Genomic DNA, 12576 nt, shown 5'->3' with positions numbered 1-12576 from the left:
CCAAACATTGCCGCCACGTCACGGTTTTCTGTCTCGAGGAAGGCGTTACCTTGATGTTCAAACCGTGACGAGGAAACGCCAAATGAGCTTTGAAAAGATCACCTATACCGTCGAAGACGATATCGCCATTATCGCGTTCAACGACCCGAAAACGATGAACGCTGCCGGCACCGATACAATCGATGAAATGAGCCTTGCCCTCGAAAAGGCAGGCGATGAAGCACGCTGTACAATCATTACTGGTAAGGGCCGTGGCTTCTGCTCTGGCGCAAATCTTTCAGGCAATATGGGTGGCTCGGGCAAATCCGAGCGCAAGCCGGATGCAGGCCGAGAACTGGACCGGGCCTACAACCCGTTCATCAAGGCGATCCGCACACATCCTCACCCCGTTATCACGGCAGTGAACGGTGCGGCTGCCGGGGTTGGCTGTTCCATTGCGCTTGCAGGTGATTTCATCGTTGCGGCTGAAAGCGCATACTTCCTGCAAGCCTTCCGCCGTATCGGCCTGGTGCCGGATGGTGGCTCGACCTATCTGCTGACCCGCGCGATCGGACGGGCACGTGCCATGGAGATGACGCTGTTCGGCGAGAAGATACCGGCCGCGCAGGCGGAGCAATGGGGCCTGGTCAACCGCGTTGTAGCCGATGACAAGCTGATGGATGAGGCGACTAATTATGCCCGTCAACTTGCAGAAGGCCCGACCACGGCTCTCGCCCTGATCCGCAATCTTGTGTGGGAAGCTGAAGACAATGACTTCGACAGTCAGCTCCAGGCCGAGCGCTTCGCCCAGCGCACTGCAGGCCGCTCACCAGACTTTGCCGAAGGCGTGAAGGCGTTCCTTGAGAAACGCCCGGCGGACTTCAAGAAGGCCTAAGCCAGTCCTTCGGAGGACCCAATCCGGTAGACACCTTTGAAACTTTCGGGGTCTACCGGTTTGCCCTTTCTATAGATCGTCACCTGTCCCGCCATGGCGAGCTTGACAGCCCGCACCCTGATCTCTCCCATCAGTAGCTGCCAATCCTCCTCTCGCTTGGCACGTGCAACTTCTGAGGGGCAAATCGTCCTGCCTGCGCCGCGCTCTGCAGTGAGTTCAAGGATCAGCTCGTCGAGCGAAGCTTTTTTGCGGCGGTTTTTGGCTTCCGTATCACTCACCAGTCTATCGCCGCATAAACGAGCTGCTGGAATTGCGGGCGGATCGGGTAGCAGCCGGACGGGATCATCTGCGTTGCCTGTATGGCGATCAGCTCCTCGGCATAATCGATCCAGAAGAAGGTGTTGGCGAGCCCGCCCCAGCTGAAAGTGCCGGGTGAGCCGGGTTGCATTGTCTCCGCCACATCGGTGACAACCGAACCACCGAGCCCGAAGCCATTCCCGTCCATACGGGCCTCGGTGAAGGTCTTGTCACCCATCTGGCGAATGGTCCTGTTCTCAGGAAGATGGTTCATGCGCATGAACTCGACCGTCTTGGGCGACAGGAGGCGTGCACCGTCCAGACGCCCGCCATGCAGCAGCATCAGGCAGAACCGGTGATAATCCTTGAGTGTCGAGACCAGCCCGCCACCTGCATTCAGGAGGGGCGGCTGGGCACGGTAGAGTTTCGACTCGTCTCCGGCTCCATCGCTGAGCGATATTTTTCCGCTTTCCGGATCCTTCGCATAACAGGCCATGAGACGGTTGAGCTTGTCTGCAGGCACATAGAAATCAGTATCCTCCATGCCCAGAGGCTCGAAAATACGCTCACGGAAGAACGTGTCGAGCGACTGGCCGGAGGCGACCTCGACAATGCGGCCCAGCACATCTGTGGAGTGACCATAGTTCCAGCGTGTTCCTGGCGAGAAAACAAGCGGCAGCTTCGCGAGGCGCGCGCACATTTCCTCAAGCGTCTCATCTGGGCGGGCAATCTTTTCCTGCCGGTAAAGCGTATCGACCTCGTTCTGAAAAAGGAAGCCATAGGTCAGCCCGGAGGTATGGGTGAATAGATCACGCACTTCCATGGGGCGGTTCGGCTTACGTGTCTCGTAATCTTCAGGGGTGCCACTTACCCAGACTTCGGTCTCGGCAAACTCGGGGATGTAACGCGAAACCTCATGATCTAGGCGCAGTCTACCTTCCTCGAAGAGCATCATAGCCGCCACAGATGTGATCGGCTTCGTCATGGAATAAATGCGGAAAATGGTATCAGCATTGATGGGCTGACCGCCCTCCAGCTGGGTTTTGCCGCGATAGGCTTCGTGAACCACCTGCCCATTTCGGGAAACAAGTGTCGCCATACAAGGCAATTTGCCACTATCGAGATAGGACGTGCCAAAGAAACCGGATATCTGCTCCAGCTTTTCTTCATTCAGGCCCACGTCGGACGCCGAAATATCATCCTGCAAGCTCATCGCTCCAGCCCCTCTGCCATGTTGATAAGCTACAGTTGATCAGCTTTCGCAGCTTTCATCAATTCACGCGCAATAACGATTTGCTGAATTTGCGATGTGCCTTCGTACAGACGGAAAAGACGTACGTCACGATAGAAACGCTCGATGCCGTAATCGGTGATATAGCCTGCACCACCGAACACCTGCACCGCCCGATCAGCAACCCGGCCGCATGCCTCCGTAGCAAAGAGTTTCGTGCTTGAGGCGAGGATGGTGACGTTTTCGCCTTCGTCGCGGCGACGTGCTGCATCCAGAATCATGCAACGTGCAGCATAGGCTTCAGCCTGACTATCAGCCATCATGCCCTGGATAAGCTGGTGCTGGGCAATCGGCTTGCCGAACTGCTCACGCTCCATGGCGTAGTTGACCATTTCCTTGATGAGCCGTTCCGAAGCGCCAGTCGCAACAGCCGAGATATGGAGCCGGCCCTTGTCGAGCACGCTCATCGCGACCTTGAAGCCCTCACCTTCCTTGCCAATCATATTCGAAGCCGGGATACGAACCTCGTCAAAATTGACGTCGCAGGCATGCGCGCCCTGCTGGCCCATCTTGCTCTCCGGGGCACCGACACTGACGCCTGGTGCATCACGCTCGACGATGAAGGCAGAAACGCCTTTCGCACCCGGCTCGTCGGGATTGGTGCGCGCCATGACGGTGAACAGGTTCGCCTTGTTGGCATTTGTAATGTAGCGCTTGGAGCCACTCAGCACATATTCATCGCCGTCTCTGACTGCCTTGGTCTTGAGACCACCGGCATCGGAGCCAGCTTCAGGCTCAGTCAATGCGAAACTCGCGATCAGGTCCCCGGATGCAATGCCGGGAAGCCACTTTTCCTTCTGCTCATCCGTGCCGAAAAGAACAAGCGCCTGGCTGCCGATCCCGATATTCGTCCCTGCGACCGAGCGGAAGGCTGGAGATGTTCGCCCGAGCTCAAGCGCAACGAGGCATTCAGTTTCCATGTCGAGGCCGAGGCCCCCATATTCTTCAGGCACGGCAAGGCCGAACAGACCGAGATTTTTCATCTCGTCAACGATAGCCTGAGGCACTTCGTCGGTTTCCCCCACCTGGGCCTCAATCGGAATGCACTTCTCTGTAACAAAGCGGCGCACCTGTTCGATCAGCGCCTGCCTGATTTCGGCATCAAAAGCCATGAGAGCCTCCTATCATCATCTCGTCACCATACGGTGTGATGGCAATCAGGCATTAGCGCAAGCATGAAGGGTTGGCGTCATCGTCGCAGGCACGATAGAGGGGGCCATCAATCGAAGGAGGATGCGCGTGCCAAGAACAGAGATCGAGAGCGGTGAGTTCGCGGGCTGGTTTACTGATGTCCACGAACCTTATGAGTATGAATCCGCCGGGCCTTTCTACTATCGTGTCGATGAATATGGGCCTGTCTCTGCTTTCCGCGCCCAGCGTAAGCACATGAACGCAGATGGCGTTGTTCACGGGGGCTGCCTGATGTCGTTTGCGGACGTCTCACTTTTCACAATCGCTCAAGGACACCTCAACGGCCCAGGCGTAACAGTCGCCTTCAATTCCGAATTTCTCTCCGGCGCGCTGGAAGGTTCGTGGGTAGAGGCGCGCGGCGAGGTCCTGAGGGCCGGGCGCTCTCTTACATTTGTCCGCGGCCTCATCACCAGTGATGGTACACCGTGCATGAACTTTTCCGGCACCATCAAGAGCCGCCCGAAAGCATAAAATATTCCATGCGGTTGCTGCATAGGTAAACACGGGGAACGATTGGGGCTGAGGTAGCGTTGAAGATCGCATGAAACATCATGCTATCTGGATTGTATCCGCTACCACCCTCCTGACCGCATGTGGGTCAGGTGAACCCGACCCTATGCCAATGCCCAGGTCCGAAGACGGTTCTGAAGCCGCCCGCGAAGATGTTGCTGATGCCGGTGCAGATACATCAGATGAGGCAGCCCCGGATATCGGCACGAATGAAGACGCCCGCTCGTCTGAAGGCAATGAGACGCAACTTGATACTGAAGCGGCCCTTGCTGAACCTGTGTCTGATGGCACCTGGGTGACACAACCCAACTGGACCGGTTTCGGACCGCCCAACAGCGAAGCTGTATTCATGGTTGAATGCGGCGAATACGGCATGATTAGACTGACCCGCCTAATTGATATCGAGTCACCTAACCCACTACGGGCCGCGATCGCCGCTGGCGAAGAAAGTGACAAGGGCTATTGGAAGATCGAAGACACGCAAAAAATACCTTCCGCGCAGTTTGAGCTTTATGCTGAAGCACCGGTTTTCAACGCCATGAAGGATGCAGACAAGATCGCTGTACTTGCCGAAGGCAAACCGAACCTGATCGTTTCTGGCAGTCAGCAGCTGACCCAGCAGATCAACTCCTGCCAGGAAAAAGGGTCCGGCACGCCATAAGGCTGAGAGAACTAGTAGCTCTTGGGCAGTCCGAGGACACGTTCAGAGATATAGTTGAGAATCATTTCGCGGCTGACCGGGGCGATACGTGCCAACATTGCCTCGCGCATGTAACGCTCGACATGGTACTCCTTGGCATACCCCATGCCTCCGTGGGTCAGAACGGCCGTCTCGCACGCCTTGAAGCCCGCTTCAGTACCGAGGTACTTGGCGGCATTGGCTTCGGCTCCGCAGTCTTCATTTGCATCGTAAAGAGCAGCAGCCTTGTAAGCGAGCAGTTCTGCAGCTTTCAGTTCTGCCCAGCTCTTCGCGAGCGGGTGCTGAATGCCCTGATTCTGACCGATCTGGCGGCCGAAGACGACACGCTCCTTGGCATACTCGGTGGCACGTTCGAGCGCAGCAAACCCAAGCCCGATAGACTCCACGGCAAACAAGACACGTTCCGGGTTTAGCCCTTGCAAGAGATACTTGAAGCCGGCGCCCTCTTCCCCGATCAGATGCTCCTTCGGCACTTCCAGCCCATCGATATAGAGCATATTACATTCGACAGCCTTGCGCCCCATTTTCGGGATTGGCTGGGCATCGATCTTCCCGCGGTCAAGGTCTGTATAGAAGAGCGACAGACCGAGGTAAGGCTTCGAGCATTCTTCCTTGGGGGTGGTTCGCGCGATAATCAGGATCTTGTCGGCACGTTGTGCGCCCGTCGTCCAGATTTTACGGCCATTAATGGTATAGCCGGAGTTGGTGCGCTCAGCCTTGGTCTCCAGGCTGGATGTGTCCAGTCCGGAATTCGGCTCCGTCACGGCAAAGCACATCTTCTCTTCACCGGAGATGATCTTCGGGAGGTTTTCCTGTTTCTGTTCGGCATTGCCAAATTTCTCCAGCGGTTTCGGCCCGAATATGTTCAGGTGGATAGCGGACGCGCCCGAATAACCGGCGCCAGAGCGTGTCACGGTCTGCATGACCTGAGCGGCTTCCGTCAGGCCGAGGCCTGCACCGCCATATTCTTCAGGAAAGGCCACGCCGAGCCAGCCGCCCTTGGCCATCGCGTCGCAGAAAGCTTCCGGCCAGTCGCCCGTCTCATCGGTCTTCGCCCAGTACTCCGCATCAAACTGCGAGCAGGTCCGCTCGACAGCGTTCCTGATGGCGATCTGGTCTTCCGTCATCTGACCGATTGAGTGCATAGCTATAAATCCTTCTGTCGCAAGCGTCACCTAGGCTATTCTTATTTACAATTCCAGCATGCCGCTGGGCTAGCGTCATGCCGTCGCGTCCATATTTCCCGAAGGCGCAAAAGCCTCTGCATCGATGGCAGAAGGTTTTCCTTCCACCAGGTCGGCAACACGCCTGGCTGTAGCAGGAGCGAGCAGGACGCCATTTCGATGTAAGCCTGCGGCCACATACTCATTTTCGCCTATCGACCCGATCAAAGGCACTCCATTTCCCCGCCTGGGGCGCAGCCCTGTCCACACCTCCATGATCTTTGCCTTCGAAAGTATGGGTAAGATGGCCACCGCCTCTTCAAACAGCGCCTTCGTGGCCTTCTGAGAAACTCCGGTATGCGAGTAAGTCTCTTCGCTGGTCGCGCCGATGATGACACGATCCGGTTTTGGTACAATATATCCTGCACCGAAGCGAAGGACCTGCTCAGGCACTCCGGCGACCGGATAGAGGGCCAGCGCCTGCCCTTTTACAATAGAATCAATGCCGACTTCGTGTGCTCCTCGCGCCCAGATGATCGCATCGAAGCTGTTTCCGGCATAGCGCTCCATCTCTTCTTGTGTATTCACCACCGCCCGTACGAACCGAAAGGACTCGGAATCACAGAGTGAGCGTAATGCGTGGATCAAGTGCCGGTTATCAACCTGGTGATCATCCGGTAATTCAAGCGCGGCCTGTACTTCGGATGAAGCTCCTAATGAACCAGGTAATGCTTGGCCATGCCTCCAATGACAGATATGACCGGCAGCAATCAGAGATTTTTTGAGAGTTACGAGCCGATCTGCTTCCTTGTCGTTTCGCGCGATAGCCAAGGTAGGTGCCCGCGCATATCCGAAGGGTATGCCCGTCTCCACTCTTAATGCTTCAGCGAATTCTGGCCAGAGCGCGGCACTTTCAAAGCAGAACCGGGCAAGCGGGGTCTTGGCACCGCCCCTATGCAACATGACTTCATAAGCCGGAGCAATCATTCCAGCCGCTGCCCAACTTGTTGACTCCGTAGGACTAGCAGCATCGAAAAGCGTAATCTCGTGACCGCGACGATAGAGCTCAAACGCACAGGCAAGGCCGACAATACCAGCTCCGGCGATTGCGATGCGGCCCCTTTCCATATGCTTGGTTTCAACCCGTCTGGTCATGATGGATATCTAGGCGATACCCCGCCGATTGAACAGCACGCACCTTCTTGCAAAAACAGATCACCTTCCCATTTGGACAAACTCACACTAGCTAGTTGAGATTGCTTCTCATTTGTGATTAAGGCTGCCTATGTCCCATACCCTGCTAAAAATTTCCATTTGTGCCGCTGCCGGACTGGTTGCGGCCTGTTCGCCATCAACGCCGTCGTCCTCAAAATCCGCCTCAGAGAATAGCGCAGAGAAAGCTGCTATCGCCCCCGGCTCAAACGGTACGCTTCGAGTCTATTCCGCCCGTCACTACGATTCCGACAGGCTGATGTATGAAGCCTTTGAAGACCAGACTGGCATCCGCGTCCTTTACCGTGAAGCAAGTGCCAATCAGCTTCTTGAGACTATGAAAGCCGAAGGTGAAAGCACGCCGGCCGACCTGATCATCGCCTCTGATGCAGGAGCCTTATGGCGCTTCGAAGATGCCGGACTGACACAGGCATTGCCTGAAGGCGAATTCGAAGAACGAATTCCAGAAAGGCTACTTGATGATGAGCGCCAATGGGTTGGTCTTGCGAGACGTGTGCGCGGGATAGCGTATGACCCCGAACGTATCTCGGCAGATCAGGTGGATCACTGGAAAGACCTGAGTGATCCAGCACTTGAAGGTGAGATATGCGTGCGCTCCTCAACCAATATCTACAATCTTTCCCTTATGGGAGAAATGATTGAGCGTTGGGGCCAGGAAGAGGCCCAAGCCTGGGCCGAGGGTGTCGTCAATAATATGGCCCGCCAACCTCAAGGCGGTGACACTGACCAGATCGAGGCTGTGGCAGCAGGCCTTTGCGGCGTAGCCATCACCAATCATTATTACTGGGTGCGCATGGCAGAAAGCAGTTCCGCAGCAGCCAGTGATGCAGCGAATTCGACTGAGCTCGTCTTTCCCGACTTTGGAGAAGGCACAAGCCCGCATGTAAACATCACCGGGGTCGCTTTGGCCGGCCCGTCGCAGAATACAGACCTCGCGCTTGAGTTTATCGAGTTTCTGCTATCACCAGAAGGGCAGGCCCGGCTCGTTACGGAAACCAAGGAAATTCCGGTCAATCCTGATGCCAAACGTCCGCAAGGACTTGAGCGAATTCCGCAAATCGGCGAAAGCAACACACGTCTAAGTGCTTTTGGGGAACATCAGTCGCAGGCACAGAGGACCTTTGACGACGCAGGCTGGAATTAGGTGTAAAGCTCAGGCCCATGCAGCAGCGCGTTGCGCCCCGCCTTCCTAGCCTCAGGCTTAGTCCCGCCGCCATGACAACGCTCGTGGCGGCGCTGTTGATCGGTGCGCCGGTTATTGCCGCACTGACGACTGGCTTGATCGGCGGGGGTGGGCAGGCTTGGACACACATCGTGTCAACACAGCTGGCAGGTTATACGCTTGCAACACTCGGCGTGCTGGCGCTGACAACTGCACTGGTCCTGCTTTTCGCGGTACCTTCAGCCTGGTTTGTCAGCCTGTTCGACTTTCCCGGACGCAGCATCTTCGAATGGGCGCTGATTCTGCCGTTAGCTGCACCAGGCTATGTACTTGCCTATGCCTGGGCTGACATCATGGAAGTTGGTGGCCCGCTCCAGTCGGCCCTCAGGGACATCACCGGCCTGTCCGCACGAGACTACTGGTTTCCCAGCCTTTACAGCATTCCTGGCCTGTCATTCGTCATGGCTTGTGCACTGTATCCTTATGCCTATCTCACAGCGCGCGCGGCATTCACGAACCTTTCGCTCTGCACAATGGAGGCTGCACGCAGTCTCGGAGCCTCGCCATTTCGTATTTTTATTCGCGTTGCCCTCCCTGCGGCCCGTCCGGCGATATTTGCTGGACTGGCACTCGCCCTCATGGAAACAGCCGCAGACTATGGGGCTGCGAGCTATCTCGGGGTACAGACACTTAGCGTTGGCATTTTCCGGGCCTGGCACAGTTTTAGCGAGCCAGCCGTCGCCGCCCGGCTTGCCTTCCTGCTCATTCTCATCGCTTTCGGTCTGCAGCTTATAGAGCGTCAGGCGCGCGGACGCGGCACCATCCAGCAAACAGCCACACGCTGGCGTACGCCAAAACGCCAGACACTTGGGCGACGGTCAGGACTTATTGTGACCGTCGGATGCACCGCCATTCTCCTTCTCGCCTTCATTTTTCCTGTCAGCCGGCTGGTATGGATCAGCATGGAAACGGGTATAGGCCAAAAAGCCATGTGGCGGCCCTTCTTCAATTCACTTACGCTCGCCTTCGCCGGCTCAGCCTTGGCCTTCTTGCTTGCTGTTACCGTCGTCATCAGTTCACGACAGAACCGGTTCAGCCAGATCATCGGCCGACTTGCCGCGGGCGCGGGGTATGCGGCACCCGGCATTGTGCTCGCCCTCGGCGCGCTCTTCATCCTGTCCTGGAGCGGGCTATCCGTTGCAGGGCCTGCCGCCCTAGTTTTCCTTGTCTGGATTTATGCTAGTCGGTTTACGGCCGCAGGCGCGGAACCTTTGAATGCAGCTTTCTCACGTGCGCCAGCCAGCCTCGGAAATGCTGCTCGTAGCCTCGGTGCAAACAGGTTCCAGCGTCTGGTACGTGTCGACTTGCCGGTCGCCATGTCAGGCGCAGCTGCGGCCTCAATCATCCTGTTTGTGGAGATGCTGAAGGAACTGCCTGCCACCCTGATGCTGCGCCCTTTCAACTGGGACACTCTCGCGGTACAGGCACATGCTTATGCCAGCGATGAACGCCTAGCGGCGGCCACGTTGCCATCCCTGATGATTACCGCTGCCGGACTCTTGCCTGTGATCCTTCTCTCGCTCCAACTTACACGCGCCGGGGAATCGAGGGCTGGCGGATGAGTGAACACCTTCCCCTCCACGCTGTCGGTGTATCGCGCATCTATGACGGTCTCGCTGTCGTGAACGATGCGTCACTGACACTTGAACCGGGCAAGATAACGGCTTTGCTTGGTCAGTCTGGTGCAGGAAAATCCACCCTGCTTCGACTGTTCGCGGGACTGGAGCCCGTTGATACTGGCGAGATCCGGCTAGGTGATAAAACCCTGTCCTCGAATACGACGCACCTGCCCGCGGAAGGCCGCTCCATTGGCCTGATCTTTCAGGATTTCGCATTGTTTCCGCACTTGAACGCGCGCGATAATGTCGGTTTTGGACTGTCCCAGCTTGGAAGAGCGGAACGGCGTAAGCGGGCCGCCGAGTGGCTTGAACGTCTCGGCCTGTCACACCGGTCCAGAGCCTACCCTCACCAACTGTCAGGCGGCGAGCAGCAGCGCGTCTCAATTGCGCGCGCCCTTGCTGCTAACCCCGTCGCCATTCTTATGGACGAACCTTTCTCCGGTCTTGACGTGACCCTGAAAAAAGAAGTCCGGGATATCGCGCTTGCGGCGGTCTCCGAGGCTGGCATTCCGGCTCTGCTTGTGACGCATGATGCATCTGAGGCCATGCGTGATGCAGACAGGATCGCCGTCATGCGTGATGGTGTCATCCTGCAGGAAGATACGCCCGAAACACTCTACCTGAAGCCGACATCCCTTGGCGTGGCGCGTGCTCTGGGGCCTTTGCAGCCTGTCAATCGCGAGGATTTGCCAACCGAATGGCTGGGCCAGCTGCCGGAAGCCGAAACATATTGCATTCGCCCTGAAGCCATTCGGTTCAATGCATCTGACGGACACCCAATGGAAGTTATCTCGTCGCGAAGGACATCAACAGTTATCGAAGTCGAGCTGAAGCTGAACGGTCATGCTGTACTCCACGGTGCTGACCTCGGTGCACGCAGGCCCGCACCCGGGGAGACAGTGAATGTAAGCCTGGTTCCGGACTTCGTCTTCAGCCTGCCACCAGATCCTGTCTGACATTTCAGTTAGCTCGTACAGGGACGTCTCGCCATCGCCGCAATCTTTCTTTACTGTCATGGCACCAAAACAATCAGGCAGGCCATGTCATTTTCCCTTACAAAATTCATTGGCGCCACACTCACAGCAATAGTGATGGCGATGACAGTCTCGGCGCAAAGCCTTATCCGGGACGCGGAAATCGAGAATACACTGCGTCAATGGACCGACCCGATTCTAGAGGTCGCAGGACTGAATCCCGATGAGGTCGGACTTCACATCATCAACGACCCCGAGCTCAACGCCTTCGTTGCCAACGGCCAGAACATCCACCTTCACAGCGGGCTGTTAATCGCGGCAGAGACACCCGGTCAGATCAAAGGGGTTATTGCACACGAAACTTGCCACATCGCTTGCGGCCATACGATTTCCCGAGCGCGTGCGGCCGAGGTTGCATCGCGCCCTGCCCTGGTTTCAATCGGGCTCGGCGTACTGGCCATTGCAGCCGGTGCCGGGGATGCTGGAGCGGCCCTGATCGCCAGTTCACAGCAGTTTGCGGCGCTGAACTTCTTTGTTCACACACGCGCCGAAGAAGCCAGTGCTGATGCCGCAGCGGTTTCCTATCTTGAAGAGCTTGGCTGGTCGCCCGCCGGGCTTGTCAGTTTCTTCGAGAAATACCGCTATCAGGAAGTGCTCTCCGAAGCGCGACGTTTTCAGTATTTCCGCTCTCATCCTCTTGCATCAAACCGGATACGCACGACCCGCCAGCTCGCTCAGGAAACCGGGTTGATGGACAAGGAACCCACTCCAGAAACCCAGCGCCAGTTTGACCTCATGCAGGCAAAACTTGTCGGCTTCCTAGAGCCACTGGCTCGCGTTTACCAGGAGTATCCACGCGATGATAACAGCGAGGCGGCCCGCTATGCCCGTGCTATTGCTTCAATGCAGTCAGCAGACCTCACTGGAACCTTGAAAGAGGTCGATTCTCTGCTCGAGGAGTATCCGGACAACCCCTATTACTGGGAGCTGAAGGGGCAAGCCCTGTTCGAAATGGGGCGACCAGCAGAATCTGTCGACCCTCATGCGAAGTCTCTGGAATACCTGCCCGGCCACCCTCTTCTTCTTATCAACTATGCACGTTCAGTTATCGCCCGAGCTGACGAGGGGGACTTGAAAGCTGGTGAGGAAGCGCTTCGCGATGCCATCATCAAGGAGCCGGACAATTCCTTTGCCTGGTCCCAACTGGCGATTGCTCTTCAAAAACAGGACCGCACGGAAGAAGCTGAACTTGCCACTGCAGAATCGGCATTCCATATCGGCGACTATCAACGCGCCTACATCTTTGCTGGCCGTGCGTTGCAAGACCTCCCCACAGGCTCATCAGAGGCGCGACGAGCCGCTGACATCCGCAATGTTACTGATCCAGCCCTGCCAGAGAATGAGAAATATTGGCGCCGACGCCGCTAGCCTCACGGGCTGCTCACATGAATGTAAACAGCTAACGCAGTCGGCATTGATGCAACATCAATCTTTAGCCTCTA

General features: G+C 56.7%; 12 protein-coding genes. 7 read left to right on the top strand and 5 right to left on the bottom strand.

All coding sequences use genetic code 11. The features are described from left to right. The first annotated feature begins 82 nt into the window (after window positions 1-82). Window positions 83-874, top strand: coding sequence for an enoyl-CoA hydratase/isomerase (locus Q1K31_RS07955; RefSeq protein WP_300378538.1), 792 nt, complete (start codon window positions 83-85; stop codon window positions 872-874). On the opposite strand, the gene Q1K31_RS07950 is transcribed toward Q1K31_RS07955, so the two are convergent. From Q1K31_RS07950 to Q1K31_RS07940, 3 genes are read right to left on the bottom strand one after another with little or no spacing between them, the layout of a single operon-like run. Then, window positions 871-1152, bottom strand: coding sequence for a DUF3253 domain-containing protein (locus tag Q1K31_RS07950; RefSeq protein WP_300378536.1), 282 nt, complete (start codon window positions 1150-1152; stop codon window positions 871-873). The two genes, Q1K31_RS07955 and Q1K31_RS07950, sit on opposite strands and share 4 nt — an antisense overlap. Further along, window positions 1149-2384: a serine hydrolase gene (locus tag Q1K31_RS07945; RefSeq protein ID WP_300378534.1), complete on the bottom strand. Its 1236-nt coding sequence runs from the start codon at window positions 2382-2384 to the stop codon at window positions 1149-1151. The genes Q1K31_RS07950 and Q1K31_RS07945 overlap by 4 nt, the downstream gene beginning before the upstream one ends. 29 nt (window positions 2385-2413) lie before the next feature. Next, window positions 2414-3574 (bottom strand): acyl-CoA dehydrogenase family protein, encoded by a 1161-nt coding sequence (locus Q1K31_RS07940; RefSeq protein ID WP_300378532.1) that lies wholly within the window; start codon window positions 3572-3574, stop codon window positions 2414-2416. A gap of 127 nt (window positions 3575-3701) precedes the next feature. Between Q1K31_RS07940 and Q1K31_RS07935 the strand changes: the two genes are divergently transcribed. Together Q1K31_RS07935 and Q1K31_RS07930 are read left to right on the top strand one after the other, a co-directional pair. Then, the gene (locus Q1K31_RS07935; protein ID WP_300378530.1) at window positions 3702-4124 is read left to right on the top strand and encodes a PaaI family thioesterase; all 423 of its coding nucleotides are present in this window, start codon (window positions 3702-3704) and stop codon (window positions 4122-4124) included. Window positions 4125-4269: 145 nt separating this feature from the next. Beyond that, entirely contained in the window at window positions 4270-4824 is a 555-nt protein-coding gene (locus Q1K31_RS07930; RefSeq protein WP_300378528.1) for a hypothetical protein, read from the top strand. 11 nt (window positions 4825-4835) lie between these two features. On the opposite strand, the gene Q1K31_RS07925 is transcribed toward Q1K31_RS07930, so the two are convergent. Beyond that, on the bottom strand, window positions 4836-6008 hold the full coding sequence (locus Q1K31_RS07925; protein ID WP_300378526.1) for an acyl-CoA dehydrogenase family protein: 1173 nt from the start codon (window positions 6006-6008) through the stop codon (window positions 4836-4838). A 75-nt stretch (window positions 6009-6083) separates the two neighbouring features. Then, window positions 6084-7181, bottom strand: a complete 1098-nt coding sequence (locus Q1K31_RS07920; RefSeq protein ID WP_300378524.1) for an FAD-dependent oxidoreductase — start codon at window positions 7179-7181, stop codon at window positions 6084-6086. Between the two features lie 130 nt (window positions 7182-7311). Between Q1K31_RS07920 and Q1K31_RS07915 the strand changes: the two genes are divergently transcribed. The 4 genes from Q1K31_RS07915 (at window position 7312) to Q1K31_RS07900 (ending at window position 12502) form a co-directional block, all read left to right on the top strand. Then, window positions 7312-8403, top strand: a complete 1092-nt coding sequence (locus Q1K31_RS07915; protein WP_300378522.1) for an extracellular solute-binding protein — start codon at window positions 7312-7314, stop codon at window positions 8401-8403. Between the two features lie 71 nt (window positions 8404-8474). Next, window positions 8475-10043, top strand: coding sequence for an iron ABC transporter permease (locus Q1K31_RS07910; RefSeq protein WP_300378520.1), 1569 nt, complete (start codon window positions 8475-8477; stop codon window positions 10041-10043). After that, window positions 10040-11056: an ABC transporter ATP-binding protein gene (locus Q1K31_RS07905; protein ID WP_300378518.1), complete on the top strand. Its 1017-nt coding sequence runs from the start codon at window positions 10040-10042 to the stop codon at window positions 11054-11056. Before Q1K31_RS07910 ends, Q1K31_RS07905 begins: the two co-directional genes overlap by 4 nt. Before the next feature lie 84 nt (window positions 11057-11140). Further along, window positions 11141-12502 (top strand): M48 family metalloprotease, encoded by a 1362-nt coding sequence (locus tag Q1K31_RS07900; RefSeq protein ID WP_300378516.1) that lies wholly within the window; start codon window positions 11141-11143, stop codon window positions 12500-12502. Window positions 12503-12576 lie beyond the last annotated feature (74 nt).

Source organism: Henriciella sp. (genome assembly GCF_029936995.1).
Classification (GTDB): Bacteria; Pseudomonadota; Alphaproteobacteria; order Caulobacterales; family Hyphomonadaceae; genus Henriciella.
Note: the sequence above shows the minus strand (reverse complement) of the source record. Positions and strands in the feature narration are given on the sequence as shown.